Consider the following 16,592-nt stretch of genomic DNA (forward strand, 5'->3'; position numbering starts at 1 on the left):
TTCCGCCGCTGACGCGCCTGGAAACACCTCCCGACGAAATGTGATTGCAGCCGGTTTGCCGGCTCGGGCAGTCTGGCAGACGCGACAGGCAATGAGGGCCGGTCCTGCGCGCCGCTGGCGTGCTCCAAGGCCCGTGCGCGACCGGGATCGGGGTCGGCCGGAGGGTCCGGCTGGCTGCGATGGAAAGGAAGCGCGGTTCCGCTCCTGCACGGGGGCATCTCGACGGATCAATCAATCTCCGGGCGCTCCAGCTCGCGACGCAGGTCGAGCGTCACGGCAGCATTCGGCTCGCAGCACGAACGGCGAAGCTGTCACCCGCGGTCGTCAGCCGAAGGATCAAGGGGCTCGAGGACGAACTCGGCGTATCGCTGTTCGAGCGGCGACCGTCGGGAATCAGGACGACCGCTGCGGGTGAACGGTTCCTGCGGGCTGCTCTGCGCATGTTCGCCGAGCTCGAAGGTGCTACCGGCGCGGCACGAGCAGCTGGCTCAGGCCTCGTCGGTCAGCTGGTCGTCGGGACCTATTTCTCGGCGTCGATCGGGCGTTTCCGCGACGCCCTGCTGCAGTTCGTCGGGCGGCATCAAGGTGTGGACCTTTCCGTGATCGAGGGCGACCGTGCGCAGCTTCTGGGCGACCTGCGTCGCGGCCGCGCGGATGTCGCGATCCTCCTCGGGCCGCATGACGAACCGGGCTTGGACCGCCTGGCGCTCTGGCAGGAGGCCGGGATGGTGGCCTTGCCCGAGCGCCATGCGCTTGCCGGCGCTGGCTTGGTTCTCTGGCAGGACCTGGCCGGCGAGACGTTCATCGTCGCCTCCCGCGGCTCTGGACCGGAGGTGCGGGCGACAGTCCAGAGTCTGCTTCCTGAGGGGCACACGGCCCGGTTCGCAGCGCATGACGTCGGCCGGGAGGGCATGTTCAATCTGGTCGGCACCGGCCTCGGTGTCGCAGTCCTCGCAGCGTCCGCCTCCGGCGCATCCTATCCAGGCGTCGTGTTCCGGCCCGTCGGCGACGCGACCGGGCTGACGATGGTTGAGGTTGCTGCGTACTGGGACCCGAAGCGCGACAATCCGGTTCTGCGCCGGTTCCTCGCGCTGCTCCGTGCGTGTCAGGCGGCGGGTTCACGTGGCGGCGGCGCTGGCTGAGGATTCGGCGCGCGCGATCGAGCCGCAGGCCGGCGTGCCGAGCGGAACCCCCGGTCGCTCGCGAGGAAACGCGCCAGCATCGGTGCGACCAGCTTCGTGGGCTCGACCTGCTGCCCTGTCTCGCGCGAGAGCGCGTCCGCGTAGGCGACCAAGTCGCGGTGCAGCTCCGCCGGCAGTTCGACGGTGAGCTTCACAGGCCGGTCGTCAAGGATCGGGCCGAGCTTCAGCTTCGGCATGGGTCAGCCTCCGTAGGGCTCGAGCACAAGGTCACGGTGGACGATGACGCGGACAGGAAAGCCGGGCCGCACGGTCAGCGTCGGCGGGACGGAGAGTTGCCGCCGGACGATCTCCTCGCCGGCGCGGCCGACGGTGTCCTGGCCGCTCTCGCGGATGGCGCGGGCGATGTCGCTTTCGTCGTCGCGGCCGAGTTCCAGGCCGAGGTTGAGCAACGTCGCAAGGCCCGCGGCGAGGAAAAGCCGCCCCCAGTGGTAGTCGACGCCGTCCTCGAGCCCGGCGTAGCCCGCCTCGTCCGCGCCCGGCATGCGTTCCAGCACGATGGAGCGCCCGTTGGGCAGGATCAGCCGGTTCCAGACGAGCAGGATGCGCCGCTGCCCGAAGCTGACGCGGCTGTCATAGGCGCCGATCAGGCGGGCACCCTGCGGGATGAGCAGGTGCCGTCCGGACGGGCTGTCGAAGACGTTGGCGGTGACCTGGGCGGTGATCTGCCCCGGCAGGTCGGAGCGCAGCCCGGTCAGCAGCGCCGCGGGAATGACGCTGCCGGCCTGGATGACGAAGGGGCTGGCGGGCGCCTGGAGCCGATCCTGCGAGGTCGTGCGGCGATCGGCAGGCCCGCTCAGGAAGGCGAGCCGCCGGTCGGTGGCGTCGGGAGCAATCGCCACGGCGCCCGGATCCGCTGCGAGTGGTCCCGCGGACGCAGCACCGCGCGGTTCGCCGCGCGCCTCAACCTGCACGAAGAGCCTGCTCGTGCGCGCCGCCTCGATCTCCTGGAGCCGCCGCTGTTCGGCTGGATCGGCGGTCGTTGGTGCGGCCGGCGGCACGACCGGCTGGCCGCGCTCCTGCGCCCGCACGATCGGTCGGCCCAGATCGCCCGGCAGCGGCGGTCCCAGCTGCGGGATCCCAGCATAGTCGCGCGGCAGGGTGGCCAGGCCGTCGGCCTGCGGGTTCCGGTCAGTGCTGTAGAGTTCCCGCGGCCCCTCGCCGCCGCTGCGGCCCTGCAGGGCGACGATCAGCGCCGCCCCGATGCCGAGCCCGGCCGCGACGCCAAGCCCGACCAGCACGCGGCGCGAGAGCCGCACCACGCGCGGCGGGTCGGGGCGCAGGCGGAGCGCCGCGGCGATGTCGCGTTCGCTCCCGCCCCGTTCCGGCGCCGCCCCGCTCATCTCGCGCGGCCGTCGGTGCGCAGGATGCGCACGCGCTGCTGCCGGTCGCCGAGGCGCAGTTCGGCGGCCGCGAAGAGCCGGTCGACGATCATGAAGTTCTGCCGGACCCGGTAGTTGACGAGCTGCCCCTCGCCCTCCGGCCCGATGACGAAGAGCGGCGGCATCTCGCCCTGTCCGATGCCGCGCGGGAACTCGATGAAGACCTGCCGCCCGTCGTCGAAGGCGCGCAGCGGCCGCCAGGCCGGGCTATCGCCCTCGATCTCATAGCGGAAGCGCAGCCGCGCGAGATCGAGTCCCTGCTCGACAGGGGCCGCGGCGTTCTGCCGGCGCAGGGCGATCAGCGCGTCCTGCGGATACTGCCAGGAGACCGAGGCCATGTAGGTGCGCTCGGTGGAGCGCAGCTCCAGCAGGTAGGTGCGCCGATCGGTGTTGATGATGAGGTTGGTGGTGAGGTCGGGCCGCGTCGGCTTGACGATGATGTGCACGCGGCGCGTGGGCCCCGTGCCGCTCTCGGTGTCGCCGATGATCCAGCGCACCGTGTCGCCGGCGGCGACGGGGCCGTTGCCGACCAGCGTCTCGCCCTCCTGCAGCATAATGGCGGTGACCTGGCCGGGCGCGGTGTAGACCTGATAGAGCGCGCCCGGCGTGAAGGGGTAGACCTGCACGGCATTGATGAAACCCGCGCGCACGGGCTGCACGCGCGCGGCGGCATTGGCCTGGTTGACGCGCACGGTGGGATCGGGCGGCTCCGGCGTGCGCCGCGACGGCGGAATGCGCTGAAGCTGGCCCGGCAGAGGCAGCGGCGTCGGCACCTCGACGATCTCCACGGGCCGTGGCGGCTCGGGGATCTGCGTCGCCTGGATCGGCTCGTCGTCGTAGCGGATCTCGGGCGGGCGGAAGGCGCAGGCGCCGAGGCCGAGCAGGATCAACGCCAGAGTGGGATGTGCGTGCCTCATTGCCCGAGCTCCCGCGACCAGTTGATGGCGTGGACGAAGATGCCGAGGGGGTTCTTCCGAAGGCGTTCGGCGTCGCGCGCGGGCTGGACGACGATGGTGAGAATCGCGGTCCAGCGTTCGGTGCGGGCGAGCTGGCCGTTCTCGTAGGTCCGCTCAGTCCAGGCGACGCGGAAGCTGTCCTCGGAGGCGCGGATGACGCTGGAGACCTCGACGGCGACCTGCTGGCGGCCGACGCGGCCGAAGGGATCGCTGGCGCGCGCGAAGTCGTTCAGCGCCAGCGCGCCGCGATCGGTCGCGAAGTCATAGGCGCGCAGCCAGTTCTGGCGAACGATGATCGGGTCCGCGGCGATGCCGCGCACCTGCTCGATGAAGCGCGCGAGGTGCCAGGCGATCTGCGGGTCGGTCGGCCGGAAGTTGGCGATGGCGGGGGCGACGGCCAGCGCCTCGCCGAGCCGGTCCACCTGTACGACCCAGGGCACGACGGTGCCGCGGGCGGACTGCCAGACCAGCGCCCCAGCGAGGCCGGCGATCAGGGCGAGTTCGCCAAGCGCCATGAGGCGCCAGTTGCGCGCCTGGACGCGGGCGGAGCCGATGCGCTCGTCCCAGGCCTGGGCGGCACGCTGGTAGGGCGTCTCGGGCTCCGGCGTGCGGCCGTAGCGGACGGAGGGACGGCGGAACATCAGCGATCCTCGGAGAGGCGGATGGAGGAGCCCGCGCCGCCACCGTCGCCCGAGCGGATAGCGTGGCCGAGGGTGGTGACGCCGTGGCTCAGCGCTTGGCCGCGGCGCATGCGCCGGGCCCAGGCGGGAGCGCCGGAGGATGGCGGGGGGTCAGCCGGGGGTGATGCGCCGCCACTGATGGCCGCGCTGCCGGCGGCGTGGCTGGCGCGAAGGCTGCCCGTGGCGCTGCGCAGCGGGCTCATGGCGGCCGAGCCCGTGGCCATCACCACGCCGGAAGCTCCCCCGCTGCTGTAGGCCGTGCGTGTGGCGCCGAGCGCGTAGGCCGAGCCCCGCGCACCGGCGCCGATCGCAGAGCCCGCCGCGCCGACCGCCGCGGCACCGGTGCGCACGGCCGCCGCGCCGGCGACCATGGCGCCCCCTGCCGCGAGCCCGGTGCCGACCGCCGCGCCCGCGCCGAGCTGCGGCCCGCCGGAGATCAGCCCGTTGGCGATGCCCGGCCCGAAAATCCCGAGCGCCAGCAGCGCCAGCGCCGCGAGGACGATGGACATCGCCTCGTCGATGGTCGGCTGGTTGGCGCCGAAGCCCGCGGTGAACTGCGCGAAGAGCGTTGAGCCGATCCCGACGATGACGGCGAGCACCAGCACCTTCACACCGGAGGAAACGACGTTGCCGAGCACGCGCTCAGCCAGGAAGGCCGTCTTGCCGAACAGCCCGAAGGGCACGAGCACGAAGCCCGCCAGCGTGGTGAGCTTGAATTCGATCAGCGTGACGAAGAGCTGGATCGCCAGGATGAAGAACGACAGCAGCACGACCGCCCAGGCGAACATCAGGATCGCGATCTGGACGAAGTTCGTGAAGAACGAGATGTAGCCCATAAGCCCGGAGACGGCTTGCAGCAGCGGCCGCCCGGCATCGAGGCCGACCTGCGCGACGCGGCCCGGCTGGAGCAGTTGCTGCGCGGTGATGGCGGAGCCCGAGGCGACCAGGCCGAGGCCGGCGAAGCTGTCGAAGACGACCTGGGCCAGGAAGTTCCAGTTGCCGATGATCCAGGCGAAGACACCCACGAAGAGCGTCTTCTTGATCAGGCGCGCGATGATGTCGTCGTCGGCACCCCAGGCCCAGAAGAGCGCGGCGAGGGTGATGTCGATGACGATGAGCGTCGCGGCGAGGAAGGCCACCTCGCCGCCAAGCAGTCCGAAGCCGCTGTCGATGTAGCGGGTGAAGACGTCGAGGAAGCGGTCGATGACGCCGGTGCCGTTCATGGCACGTCCCGATGTGAGTGCGGATGCGGCGCCACGACCACGGTTCAGCGGCCATGGAACATCTGCGCCGAGCCCGGCTGGTAGCCGACGCCCGGGGCAAGGAAGCGCTCCAGCTGCTCGCGCGCCTGCTCCTCGCCGCTGGCGACGCGCGCGGCCTCCAGCGCCTGGGCGCGGCCCTGCGCGGCGAGGAGCGCAGTGAGGTCGGCGATCTGCTGCGACTGGAGGGCCAGGAGCTGGTTACCTGCCTGCGCCGCCTGAAGCGCGCCGGTCGCACCCTGGCTCTGGCCGATCAGCGCCTCAATCTCGGCGCGCGTGCCGGTCAGGTTGCCGACCACCGTCGCCTGGGTCATCAGCGCGTCCTGGAAGCCGGCCACCGAGGTCTGCCAGCGCTCGCGGGCATTGGCGAACATCTGCTGGCTGGAGCCGAGCGAGGCGGCGCTGCCGTAGCCCTGGGTGAAGGCGCGCTCGATGTCGGTGACCTCGTAGGCGAGGCGCTGGGCGCGGGCGATCAGCTGCTGCGTGCGCGCGAAGGACTGCTGCAGCCGCGTGAGCGAGGAGTACGGCAGGCTCGCGAGGTTGCGCGCCTGGTTGATCAGCATCTGCGCCTCGTTCTGGAGCGAGGCGATCTGGTTGTTGATCTGGTCGAGCGCGCGGGCGGCGGAGAGGATGTTCTGCGCGTAGTTCCACGGATCGAAGACGGTCCACTGCGCTTGGGCGGGCGTGACCGCGACGGGGAGCGGCATGGCGAGGAGGGCCGCGCCGAGCAGCGCGGCGCGGATCGGACGGCGGATCATCGGGCGGTGTCCTCCGGAGGTTCGGGCAGGAGCTCGGCGGCCCAGTCGAGGCCGCGACGCAGCAGCCAGGCGCGCGCGAAGCCGGCGCGGCCATGGGTGGCCAGGGTCTCGGCGATGGCGGCCTGGTCGGTCTTGGAGGAGGCCGCGCAGAAGGCGAGCGCGACCTCCGACAGCCCCAGCTCGAAGAGCCGGTTGCCGCGGCGGGACTGGCAGTAGTAGTCGCGCTTGGGCGTCGCGCGGGCGAGGATCTCTGTCTGTCGGTCGTTCAGCCCGAAGCGCGCGTAGATCGCCGCAATCTGCGGCTCGAGTGCCCGCTCATTCGGCAGGAACACCCGCGTCGGGCAGCTTTCGATGATGGCGGGCGCGATGGCGGAGCCATCGACATCCGCCAGAGACTGCGTCGCGAAGATCACCGAGGCGTTCTTCTTGCGCAGCGTCTTGAGCCATTCGCGCAGCTGCGCGCCGAATGTGGCGTCGTCGAGCGCGAGCCAGCCCTCATCCACGATGATGAGCGTCGGTCGGCCGCCGAGGCGTCGGCCGATGGCGTGAAAGAGATAGGCCAGCACCGCGGGGGCCGCGGCGGTGCCGATCAGCCCCTCGGTCTCGAAGGCGTGGACCTCGGCCTCGCCCAGACGTTCGGCCTCCGCGTCGAGCAGACGTCCCCAGGGACCGGCGAGGGTGTAGGGCTCGAGCGCACGCTTGAGCGCCTGGGACTGCAGCAGCACGGCGAGGCCGGTCAGCGTGCGCTCGTGGATCGGCGCGGAGGCGAGGCTGGTGAGCGCGGACCAGAGATGGTCCTTCACCGCCGGGTCGATCGCGACGCCCTCACGCGCGAGCAGGCCGGCGATCCACTCCGCCGCCCAGGCGCGTTCCTCCGGCGCATCGATGCGCGCCAGCGGCTGGAGTGCGACCGGCTCGGCTCCGTCCTCCGCCAGCGCGCCGCCGAGGTCGTGCCAGTCCCCGCCCATGGCGATCGCGGCGGCGCGGATCGAGCCACCGAAGTCGAAGGCGAAGACCTGCGCGCCCGCGTAGCGGCGGAACTGCAGCGCCATCAGCGCCAGCAGCACCGACTTGCCCGCGCCGGTCGGGCCGATCACCAGCGTGTGCCCGACATCGCCCACATGCAGCGAGAAGCGGAATGGCGTCGCCCCCTCCGTCCGCGCATGGAACAGCGGCGGGCCGCCGAGATGCTCGTTCCGGTCGGGCCCGGCCCAGACAGCCGAGATCGGCACGATATGGGCGAGGTTCAGCGTCGAGATCGGCGGCTGGCGGACATTGGCGTAGAGATGCCCCGGCAGGCTGCCGAGCCAGGCCTCGACGGCGTTCACCCCCTCGCGGATGACCGTGAAGTCGCGGGACTGGATGACTTTCTCGACGAGGCGGAGCTTGTCGTCGGCGGCGCGGGCGTCCTCGTCCCAGACGGTGACGGTTGCCGTGACATAGGCCCAGCCGGCGATGTCCTGGCCGAGCTCCTGCAGCGCCTCATCGGCGTCGGCGGCCTTGTTGGCGGCGTCGCTGTCGAGCAGGACGCTCTGCTCGTTGGTCATCACCTCCTTGAGGATGGCGGCGATCGACTTGCGCTTGGCGAACCACTGCCGGCGGATGCGGGTCAGCAGCTTCTGTGCGTCGGTCCGGTCGAGGCAGATCGCGCGGGTGCACCAGCGATACTCGAAGGCGAGCGCGTTCAGCTCGTCGAGGATCTCGGGGAACGTCGCGCTCGGGAAGCCGATGATGGTGAGTACGCGCAGATGCGCGTCGCCGAGCCGCGGCGCGAGGCCGCCCACCAGCGGCTGGTCCGCCAGCAGCGCGTCGAGATGCATCGGCGTCTCGGGCACGCGGACCAGGTGGCGGCGCGTCGAGACCGTCGAGTGCAGGAAGGTCAGCGTCTCGGCGTCGTCGAGCCAGCGCGCCTCCGGCACGAAGGCCTCGATCTGGTCGAGCACGCGGTCGGTGCGGTCAATGAAGCTGCGCAGCGCCTCGCGGCCAGACGCGGCGTCGATGCCCTCCGTTCCCTCGTAGAGCCAGCCTTCGGCGCGGGCAGCGTCGTCGGCTAGCGGCAGCCAGGCGAAGGTCAGGACGTAGCTGCTCTCGAAATGCGCGCCGGCCTCTTCGAACTGGGCACGGCGCTCGGCGTCCACCAGGGCCGAGACAGGGTCGAGGAAGGTGCTGGCAGGGTATCCCCGCGCCGGGATGCGCTGCGCCTCCGCGAAGACCGCCCAGCCGGAACCGAGGCGGCGCAGTGCGCCGTTCAGGCGCGCGGCTGTCGCGGCGAGCTCGGCCGGCGTGGCGCTGTCGAGGTCCGGGCCCCTGAAGCGCGCGCTGCGCTGGAAGGAGCCGTCCTTGTTCAAGACCACGCCGGGCGCGACCAGCGCGGCCCAGGGGAGGAAGTCCGCGAGGGTCTGGGGCTTCCGGCGGTACTCGGCGAGGTTCAGCATCGCTGCCTCACGCACGCAGCCAGGCCGGGTAGCGCAGGTGCCGGCGCACGACCTCGACGAACTGCGCATCCCGCCGCGCGGCCCAGACGGCGGCGAGGTGGCCGACCAGCCAGATCAGCACGCCTGCCACCCAAAGCCGCAGCCCGAGCCCGATCGCCGCGGCGAGCGTGCCGTTGGCGATGGCGACCGCGCGGGGCGCGCCAGCGAGCAGGATCGGTTCGATCAGCGCGCGGTGCACCGGCGCCGAGAAGCCCGGCACGGGATCGGCCGGCGCGGCCATCAGATCAGCGCCCCGCCGCCGAACTGGAAGAAGGACAGGAAGAAGCTCGACGCCGCGAAGGCGATCGAGATCCCGAAGACGATCTGCACCAGCCGCCGGAATCCGCCCGACGTGTCCCCGAAGGCCAGCGTCAGGCCGGTGACGATGATGATGATCACCGCGATGATCTTGGCGACAGGTCCCTCGATCGATTCCAGCACCTGCTGCAGCGGCTGCTCCCAGGGCATGTTGGAGCCCGCGGCGTGGGCGGGGGCGGCGAGCGCGAGGCAGAGCACGAAGGCGGCCGCGCCGGCGAGGCGCGTGCGCAGCTTGGACGTCATTGGGAGTCTCCTGCTGGGGTGAGGTCGTAGTCGCCGGTCGCGGTCAGGCCGCAGACCTGGGCGAGCTCGGCCAAGCGGCGGTCGGTGCCGCGGCCGGCGAGCACGGCGATGACGTCGATTGTCTCCGCGATCAGCGCGCGCGGGACGGTGACGACGGCTTCCTGGATCAGCTGCTCGAGCCGGCGCAGCGCGCCGAGCGCGGAGCCTGCGTGGATGGTGCCGATGCCGCCGGGATGGCCGGTGCCCCACGCCTTGAGGAGGTCGAGTGCCTCGGCGCCGCGCACCTCGCCGATCGGGATGCGGTCGGGGCGCAGGCGCAGTGCGCGACGGACGAGTTCCGACAGCGAGACGACACCGTCCTTGGTGCGCAGCGCGACCAGGTTCGGTGCGCGGCACTGGAGCTCGCGCGTGTCCTCGATCAGCACGACGCGGCCGCCCTCGCGCGAGACCTCGGCGAGCAGGGCGTTGGTGAGTGTGGTCTTGCCGGTGGAAGTGCCACCAGCGACGAGGATGTTGCGGCGTTCCGCGACGGCGGTGCGCAGTGCGGCGGCCTGCCCGACCGTCATGATGCCGGCGGCGACGTAGTCCTCCAGGGTGAAGACGGCGACAGCGGGCTTGCGGATCGCGAAGGCCGGGGCGGCGACGACGGGCGGCAATAGGCCCTCGAAGCGCTCACCCGTCTCGGGGAGCTCCGCCGAGACGCAAGGGCGGTCCGCATGTACCTCGGCGCCGACATGATGCGCGACGAGGCGAATAATACGTTCGCCGTCGGAGACGGAGAGACAGCGGCCGGTGTCGGCGAGGCCCTCAGCGAGGCGGTCGATCCATAGCCGACCGTCAGGGTTCAGCATCACCTCGACGACGGCAGGGTCCTCGAGCCAGGCGGCGATGCCCGGACCGAAGGCCGTGCGCAGCATGCGCGCGCCGCGCGCGGTCGTCTCGGCCTTGAGCGGATGCAGCGACATTGGGTCCCCGTGCTGGTACCGCGGCGGGGGCGCTGCGGCGGGCGGGGATGATTAGAGAGCGGCAGGGTTTGGCGGGTTCAACGAGCAAGAGGGCTGGGTAGTGTTTTGGCGAAGAAGGGCAGGTGAAAGGAAACCATCGAACTTTCCCGAATTGACCTGCAGAGATACCCCGCCTTGCGGCGGCTTTGCGCCCATGCCTACCCGAGAGGAGTTCGTCTAGAGCCATTTCCGATCAGTCTGGGTCATATCCTGCTGCGGCGAAGTAGTTGGTGCATTCGGTTGGATTGAAGGTGTCGATGATCCTGCCGATGGCGGACCAGAGGCCGTCGATGGTTCGCTCGGCGGCCTTGCGCAGCATGGCCTTGAGCTTGGCGAAGGCGTTCTCGATCGGATTGAAGTCTGGGCTGTAGGGCGGCAGGTAGAGCAGGCTTGCGCCGGCAGCTTCGATCGAGGCGCGGATGCCCGGCCGCTTGTGGCTGCCGAGATTGTCCATGACCACGACATCACCGGGCCGCAGGTCCGGGACCAGCACCTGGTCGACATAGGCCTGGAAGGCGATGCCGTTGATCGGCCCGTCGAGCACCATCGGCGCGACCATGCCGCTATTGCGCAGGCCGGCGACGAAGGTCGTGGTCTTCCAGTGGCCGTGCGGGATGGCGGCGCGCAGGCGCTCGCCGCGTGGTGCCCGGCCGCGGGTGCGGGCCATGTTCGTCGAGGCCCAGGTCTCGTCGATGAACACCAGGCGATCGGGATCGAGGTCGAGCTGACCCTCGAACCATTCCCAGCGCCGCGTCAGGATGTCGGGGCGCTGCTGCCCGGCGGCGTGCGCCGACTTTTTTTCAGAGTGATCCGCCGCCGCGCGAAGAACCGCCACAAGGTGGCGACGCCGACCGGCACGCCGGCATCGGCCAGTTCTGTGCGCAACTCGCTGAGCGTGATGTCCGGCGTTCGCTCCAGCAGTCCAAGGATCAGCGGCGCATGCGCCTCGATCCGCCCCGAGCGGCGATCCCCACCGAGTGGACCTGGCGCCACTGAGCCCGCCGTACGCTTCAAGGAGGCCCAGTGGATCGCGCTCGAGATGCCGACACAAGCGTGCGGCGGCCGCCCGGCACGACGACCCAGCCTCGATCGCCGCCACAACCCGCTCCCGAAGATCCACCGACAGCGCCTTCGACATGCCTGCCGGCCCCCTTCCCGACAGGAAGCTTGAATCAGGTCCGCTCCGCGTCGGGGAAGGACTCTCGCGATTCAATCAGGTCGGAGGCCGCTCTAAGAGTCCTTTTGGAAAATCAGGGATGAGCGCTTCTGCGTAGGAGGATGCTGGCCATGGCGATGAGGATCATTGAACCGCCCCGGGTTTGCCGTGCATCGACACGGTCTGTCTTGCCGAGGACGCCCATGGCGCGGGCGAAGTCGCGCGCCTGGCGTGGGTTCACGCGGGTGAAGGCGACGTCTGCCGCCTCGAGTGTATCGCGCAAGCCTCGGTCATAGCCGCCGCTGGCTTCGAAGATGACCCAGGCACCATCCTTCTTGCATCGAGCTGCAAACGCCCGCAGCGCAGATGAAGTGTTGTCGATTCGGGTTGCTTTGCGGCCAGGCTGGTGAACGTCGACCCAGCCTTTGGCGACATCGACGCCAATGAAGAGTTGCTCCGTCACGATCCTGCTCCTGTCCTGCGGGGTATACGCGAGCATCCCCGATCAACTGTTCAGGCTGACGATCGACGAAGCGGACGGCTCCCAATCCGGCAAACGGGTGCGCTACCCAGGAGGCCCGCGGGCTGCCGTCCGCGAGCGAATGGTACGCGATCTGCGACAGACAGGAGGCCGTTTGGTTTGAGTCACGCTGCCAGGATCAGGTTGTCCTGTGCGGCGTAGTAGAGTGCTTCCGCCTCGGCGGGCGGGATGTTGCCGATCGGCTCCAGCAGGCGCCGATGGTTGAACCAGTCGACCCATTCGAGGGTGGCGAATTCCACGGCCTCGAGCGAGCGCCAGGGGCCGCGCCGGTGAATGACCTCGGCCTTGTAGAGACCGTTGATGCTCTCGGCCAAGGCGTTGATGCTCCTATGTCGGTCAAGGCGCGTCGGGAGTGGCTAGGCTTCGTCGCCTGATCATGGAGAAAACCTCGCGCGCCACGTAGCGTTTGAGGCAGCGCATGATCTCGGGCTTGGTCTTCCCTTCGCTCGTGCGCCGGGCGACGTAGTCGATGGTCGGCCTGTGGCCGCGCATCCGCGTCACGACGATGCGGTGGAGCGCGGCGTTGGCCTGCCGGTTGCCGCCTCGGTTCAGCCTGTGGCGATTTGTCCGGCCGCTGGAGGCTGGGATCGGGCAGGCGCCGCATAGCTTCGCGAAGGCGCCCTCCGAGCGGATGCGCTCCGGGTTGTAGCCCGCGAGGAGCAGGAGTTCGGCGGCGGTCACGTTCGCGACGCCCGGGGCAGCGGTGAGTTGCGGCGCGGTGGCTGAGACGAGGGCGTCGAGCTCGCGATCGTGCTCGGCGATCTCCTGGTAGAGCGCGAGCCAGCGTCGCGCGGTGGCCCTGAGCGCCGCCTTCGCCGACGCAGTGGTCGAGGTGATCGGCCCCGGGCGGAGTGCAGCCCGGTGACGGATGAGCGTGACCCGACCGCCGACGGCCTCGAGCCGCTCGCGCAGATCGGCGGGGGGCGCCGACGATGATGGACTTGATCGTCAGCATGGCCTGGGTCCTGGCCTTGACCGCGGCGTCGCGTACAATCCTGAGGTGGCGGATCATCTCGACAGAGCTGCTGCCGGACTTAGGCTGGGCCGCCGCGTGGCCCGCGAGGACGGCGCGCGCCGCCGCCTCGGCGTCGAGCATGTCGTCCTTGCCGTTGCGCCTGCGCGCGCTGCGGTCGGGCCGATTGACCTCGAGGACGCGGTGCCTGTCCTCGCGCAGAGCGCGGGCGAGGCCTGCGCCGGAGGAGCCGGTCCCCTCGACGCCGAAAGCCGCGACCGTGCCCAGTGAGCGCGCCCAGGCTGCGATGCGCCGAAGTCCCGTGTCGACCCGCAGCCGGGCGTGCTGCGCCATCTCCGCTCCCTGGTCCCAGGTCAGCGAGCGACGCAGCTGCTCGGGCAAGGTGATGATCGTGTATGCGATCGCGTCGCGCACCCTGCTGCGCGGGTTGGAGCGGCTCGGATGCAGCTTCACGCTGCGGGTCGCCGCCTACAACCTCATCAGACTGCCGAAGCTGCTGGCGGCGTCTGCCTGATCGGCGCAAGATGCCGTCCAGAGGCGGGAACTTCCTGCCAACCGTCGCCGAAAACTAAGCGGTTCAGTCCGCCGCGGACCACCTAACCGCCATGCAAGCGAGCTAGGCTCAGGACTCACCCATTGAGCCAGAAGGTGACGGCGGCGGCGAGAGCGATGGCGCTCAAGAAGGTGTGGGCGCAGCGGTCGTAGCGCATGGCGATGCGGCGCCAGTCCTTGAGTCTGCCGAACATGATCTCGATGCGGTGACGCTGGCGGTGGAGCAAAGCGTCGTGCGGGATAGGCCGCTTGCGACTGCGCGGCCTCACTCCCTACGAGTTCATCTGCAAGGCATGGGCAGATCATCCTGATCGCTCCATCACAAATCCGCACCACCAAATGCCGGGACTAAACGCTCGGATGTCCGTCCTTTCAAGGCCAGGGCGTACGTCACCGTTCGCCGCGCAGGCGTTGTTCTGGATGCAGAGGCGTTTGGGTGAGGAGGCAGATGACGAGCGACGGTTGATCCAGCTCTGATGCGCGGGTTGATTACCGCATGACCATGGTCGTCGCGGGGCTGCCTTTGTCTAGAGGCGGGGATCGGTATGTGACCTCCCCATAGTGTTCCCGAGGGTCCCCCTGACCGCTCCACCTCCTCGCCCAAGCGTCTCATCTGTGCCGTCGTTCTCTCCTTTGCTGATCCTGCCGATGCTGTAGCCAAGAGCCTCAAGCAGCCGCAGCAGGCGGCGCGACCATTCGGCTAATAGCCCAGGCGAACCCCACCATCTCGCGCGCAATCGCTGTCACCACCACCTGCGGCCGCTTGCCTGCGGCTTGCAGGCGCCTGTACCTGGCACAAAGACGCACTTGCGCCTTCCAGGCCGTATCGCGCACCTCCCGTGGCAGACCTGCTAAGCGGGGTCTCAGCTGCGCTGACACCCGGGCCGGCAGGCGATAGGTCCAGGCGCCTTCGATCAGCATGCGGCGCGCAAGCGGGCTGCCGGCTTTGGTGATTGCGCCCTGGCGGCGCTTGGCTCCACTGGAATGCTCCGACGGCACAAGGCCGAGATAGGCCATCAGCTGCCGCGGGTTGTCGAACCGCTGCATGTCACCAACCTCGGCCACCAGCGCCGAGGCAACAATCAGCGAGACACCCCGCATGGCCTGCAGCGCCTCGACGACAGGCGCCATGCTCCAACAGGGAACGAGGTCACGGATGCGACCCGTCAGCCGCTCGATGCGCGCCTCGAGCTCGTTGACCGCGTCGAGGTACTCCTGGCAGGCGACCTGCTGGGCGGGATGCGGGAAGGTTTGTTCCATCAGCCACTTCCGATGCGGCCAGGTCCAGCGCTTGCCATCATAGCTCCGCCCGTGCCGGAGTAGAAAACCCATGAGCCTCTGCCGGGCCTTGCGAAGCGCCTCCACCATGTCCGCTCTCGCCCTGACCAGATCGCGCATGGCCTCGTGCTCCGGGTCCGGCACCCAGACCGGCGTCAACTCGCCAGCCCGGTGCAAGCGGGCCAGCGCCGTCGCGTCCCGCCGGTCGGTCTTGATCCGCTCGCCTGGCTTGCGCGGGATCAGGCTCGGCGCAACCACCACACAGTCATGGCCTCGATCCCGGAGGTGCCGGTAGACCCCATACCCGCACGGGCCAGCCTCGTAGACGAAGCGCAGGATCCGATCGCCCCGCCCAAGCCGAGCCACGAGCTTGTTAAGCGCCGCCGGCTCGTTCGGGATTTCCCCTACGAACCGCACCTCGCCATCTCGGCCGGCCTCCGCCACACAAACAGCGATCGTCGCCTTGTGCACGTCCAGCCCGACAAAGCTGATAGTCTCTCCCACGGCCCGTCTCCTGTGCTGAGGCAAGGCGCCGGCCATCCGGCGCAACCCTCGCTAATCCTGCACAGTTCGAGGCGGGCCACCCCCGCCTCAGACGGACATCTGGTCTAAACCAAGCCCGGAGCCACGAATTTCCGCAGCCTGCTAGACCAGGGATTGCCTCGCATGCGCTCCGCCCAGGACCAGCCCAGTCACGGGCGAGGCGCTCCCTCCTGGTCCGCCCCGCCGGCCTCGTACCGCCGACGGCGCGCACCCGCCGTCTGGGCACCAAGGACCAGCGCCTGCGCGATCCGCCCCGTCGTCCCGCCCTCGTCCGGCAGCAGGGCATTCACCCGACGATGAACCGTGCTGCCCCCGCGCTCGCGCATCGTCGCAAGCGGACTCGCAAGGGGCCCGGTTACCCGTCGAGCCGCGCTCCCGACCGGCGCACCACCTCGGCCCATTTCGCGTTCTCGGCGGCGATGAAGCGATCGAACTCGGCCGGGCCCATCGGCCGGGGCTCGGTGCCGATCTCGCGCAGCTTCGCCTGCACGCCGCGCTCGGCCAGCGCCTCGAGGATCGCGCCGGCCAGGCGCTCGACCACCGGCCGGGGCGTGCGCGCCGGCACCTGGGTCGCGAACCAGGCGACCGCCTCGAAGTCGGGGATGCCGCTCTCGGCCACCGTCGGCGTATCGGGCAGCGAGAACCAGCGATTAGCCGAGGTCACGGCGAGCAGCCGCAGCCTCCCGGCGGTCACATGCGGCAGGTAGGAAGGCAGGTTGTCCACCGCGACATGCACGCGCCCGGCGAGCAGTTCGGGGATCACCCCGCCGGTGCCGCGGAAGGTCACGATCTGGAGGTCGATGCCGGCGCGGTTCTTCAGGTATTCGCTCGAGATATGCCCGGAGGTGCCGTTGCCGGGCACGCCGCAGTTCAGCTCCCCGGGCCGGCGCCTGGCCAGGGCGACCAGCTCGGCGAAACTGGCCGCGGGCACCTCCGCGTTGACGAAGACGCCGTTGGCGACCTGGTTGACCAGCGCGACCGCGGCGAGCTCGTCCGGCCGGAACGGCATCCGGGCATAGAGATAGGGGTTGATCGCCGCGGTGCCGATGGTGGCCATCAGCACCGTGTATCCGTCCGGCTCCGACTTCGCGACGTATTCGGCGCCGATATTGCCGCCGGCCCCGGCACGGTTCTCCACCACCACGGGCTGGCCGAGGGTGACGCTCAGCTTTTCGGCAAGCACCCGCGCCGTCACGTCGGTCGCCCCGCCGGCGAGGAATGGGACGACCAGGCGGATTGGCCGGCTGGGTCAGGGGGCCTGGGCGCGGAGCACGGC

At 70.1% G+C, this 16,592-nt stretch carries 16 protein-coding genes and 6 pseudogenes; 3 read left to right on the forward strand and 19 right to left on the reverse strand.

What is annotated here, in order from left to right; genetic code table 11:
- The first annotated feature begins 179 nt into the window (after window positions 1-179).
- Window positions 180-1,142, forward strand: a complete 963-nt coding sequence (locus E5N76_RS05880) for a LysR family transcriptional regulator (protein ID WP_149536368.1) — start codon at window positions 180-182, stop codon at window positions 1,140-1,142.
- On the opposite strand, the gene E5N76_RS05885 is transcribed toward E5N76_RS05880, so the two are convergent.
- From E5N76_RS05885 to E5N76_RS05955, 16 genes and pseudogenes are all read right to left on the reverse strand, one after another.
- Window positions 1,106-1,378 carry a DUF2274 domain-containing protein gene (locus E5N76_RS05885; RefSeq protein WP_149536369.1) on the reverse strand — a complete coding sequence of 91 codons (273 nt, stop codon included), beginning with the start codon at window positions 1,376-1,378 and terminating at the stop codon, window positions 1,106-1,108. The genes E5N76_RS05880 and E5N76_RS05885 overlap by 37 nt on opposite strands.
- 3 nt (window positions 1,379-1,381) lie before the next feature.
- On the reverse strand, window positions 1,382-2,542 hold the full coding sequence (locus tag E5N76_RS05890; protein WP_149536370.1) for a TraB/TrbI/VirB10 family type IV secretion system protein: 1,161 nt from the start codon (window positions 2,540-2,542) through the stop codon (window positions 1,382-1,384).
- Entirely contained in the window at window positions 2,539-3,498 is a 960-nt protein-coding gene (gene trbG, locus E5N76_RS05895) for a P-type conjugative transfer protein TrbG (RefSeq protein ID WP_149536371.1), read from the reverse strand. Before trbG ends, E5N76_RS05890 begins: the two co-directional genes overlap by 4 nt.
- Complete coding sequence (trbF, locus tag E5N76_RS05900) at window positions 3,495-4,178, reverse strand: conjugal transfer protein TrbF (RefSeq protein WP_149536372.1); 684 nt, start codon at window positions 4,176-4,178, stop codon at window positions 3,495-3,497. Before trbF ends, trbG begins: the two co-directional genes overlap by 4 nt.
- Window positions 4,178-5,440 carry a P-type conjugative transfer protein TrbL gene (trbL, locus tag E5N76_RS05905; protein ID WP_149536373.1) on the reverse strand — a complete coding sequence of 421 codons (1,263 nt, stop codon included), beginning with the start codon at window positions 5,438-5,440 and terminating at the stop codon, window positions 4,178-4,180. Before trbL ends, trbF begins: the two co-directional genes overlap by 1 nt.
- A 44-nt stretch (window positions 5,441-5,484) precedes the next feature.
- Window positions 5,485-6,234: a P-type conjugative transfer protein TrbJ gene (gene trbJ / locus E5N76_RS05910; RefSeq protein ID WP_149536374.1), complete on the reverse strand. Its 750-nt coding sequence runs from the start codon at window positions 6,232-6,234 to the stop codon at window positions 5,485-5,487.
- The gene (trbE, locus tag E5N76_RS05915) at window positions 6,231-8,669 is read right to left on the reverse strand and encodes a conjugal transfer protein TrbE (RefSeq protein WP_149536518.1); all 2,439 of its coding nucleotides are present in this window, start codon (window positions 8,667-8,669) and stop codon (window positions 6,231-6,233) included. Before trbE ends, trbJ begins: the two co-directional genes overlap by 4 nt.
- A 7-nt stretch (window positions 8,670-8,676) precedes the next feature.
- Entirely contained in the window at window positions 8,677-8,949 is a 273-nt protein-coding gene (locus E5N76_RS05920; RefSeq protein ID WP_149536375.1) for a VirB3 family type IV secretion system protein, read from the reverse strand.
- Window positions 8,949-9,269, reverse strand: a complete 321-nt coding sequence (locus E5N76_RS05925) for a TrbC/VirB2 family type IV secretion system protein (RefSeq protein ID WP_149536376.1) — start codon at window positions 9,267-9,269, stop codon at window positions 8,949-8,951. Before E5N76_RS05925 ends, E5N76_RS05920 begins: the two co-directional genes overlap by 1 nt.
- The gene (gene trbB, locus E5N76_RS05930) at window positions 9,266-10,234 is read right to left on the reverse strand and encodes a P-type conjugative transfer ATPase TrbB (RefSeq protein WP_149536377.1); all 969 of its coding nucleotides are present in this window, start codon (window positions 10,232-10,234) and stop codon (window positions 9,266-9,268) included. The genes E5N76_RS05925 and trbB overlap by 4 nt, the downstream gene beginning before the upstream one ends.
- Window positions 10,235-10,466: 232 nt before the next feature.
- A complete protein-coding gene (locus E5N76_RS05935; protein WP_235907582.1) occupies window positions 10,467-11,411 on the reverse strand; it encodes an IS630 family transposase in 945 nt (314 codons plus the stop codon).
- 184 nt (window positions 11,412-11,595) lie between these two features.
- A pseudogene (locus E5N76_RS05940) lies at window positions 11,596-11,928 on the reverse strand (IS110 family transposase); the annotation flags it as partial.
- Between the two features lie 146 nt (window positions 11,929-12,074).
- Window positions 12,075-12,290 (reverse strand): annotated as a pseudogene (locus tag E5N76_RS05945) (integrase core domain-containing protein); the annotation flags it as partial.
- Window positions 12,291-12,306: 16 nt separating this feature from the next.
- Window positions 12,307-12,882: a transposase gene (locus E5N76_RS31560; protein WP_149536519.1), complete on the reverse strand. Its 576-nt coding sequence runs from the start codon at window positions 12,880-12,882 to the stop codon at window positions 12,307-12,309.
- A gap of 82 nt (window positions 12,883-12,964) precedes the next feature.
- Window positions 12,965-13,258 (reverse strand): annotated as a pseudogene (locus tag E5N76_RS31350) (IS110 family transposase); the annotation flags it as partial.
- Window positions 13,235-13,357 (reverse strand): annotated as a pseudogene (locus E5N76_RS05955) (IS30 family transposase); the annotation flags it as partial. The pseudogenes E5N76_RS31350 and E5N76_RS05955, both read right to left, overlap by 24 nt.
- Between E5N76_RS05955 and E5N76_RS30955 the strand changes: the two are divergent.
- On the forward strand, window positions 13,329-13,457 hold the full coding sequence (locus tag E5N76_RS30955; protein ID WP_268921290.1) for a hypothetical protein: 129 nt from the start codon (window positions 13,329-13,331) through the stop codon (window positions 13,455-13,457). The pseudogene E5N76_RS05955 and the gene E5N76_RS30955 sit on opposite strands and share 29 nt — an antisense overlap.
- A gap of 115 nt (window positions 13,458-13,572) precedes the next feature.
- On the opposite strand, the pseudogene E5N76_RS05960 reads toward E5N76_RS30955, so the two are convergent.
- Window positions 13,573-13,755, reverse strand: a pseudogene (locus tag E5N76_RS05960) (transposase); the annotation flags it as partial.
- Here E5N76_RS05960 and E5N76_RS31355 point away from each other — a divergent pair.
- Window positions 13,751-13,849, forward strand: a pseudogene (locus tag E5N76_RS31355) (IS481 family transposase); the annotation flags it as partial. The pseudogenes E5N76_RS05960 and E5N76_RS31355 overlap by 5 nt on opposite strands.
- Window positions 13,850-14,161: 312 nt before the next feature.
- Here E5N76_RS31355 and E5N76_RS05970 read toward each other — a convergent pair.
- Together E5N76_RS05970 and E5N76_RS05975 are read right to left on the reverse strand one after the other, a co-directional pair.
- The gene (locus E5N76_RS05970; RefSeq protein ID WP_235907583.1) at window positions 14,162-15,277 is read right to left on the reverse strand and encodes an IS110 family RNA-guided transposase; all 1,116 of its coding nucleotides are present in this window, start codon (window positions 15,275-15,277) and stop codon (window positions 14,162-14,164) included.
- 394 nt (window positions 15,278-15,671) lie between these two features.
- Window positions 15,672-16,511, reverse strand: coding sequence for a Bug family tripartite tricarboxylate transporter substrate binding protein (locus tag E5N76_RS05975; protein ID WP_235907584.1), 840 nt, complete (start codon window positions 16,509-16,511; stop codon window positions 15,672-15,674).
- Window positions 16,512-16,592 lie beyond the last annotated feature (81 nt).

It is taken from the genome of Siccirubricoccus phaeus (assembly GCF_008360935.1).
GTDB classification, from domain to species: Bacteria; Pseudomonadota; Alphaproteobacteria; order Acetobacterales; family Acetobacteraceae; genus Siccirubricoccus; species Siccirubricoccus phaeus.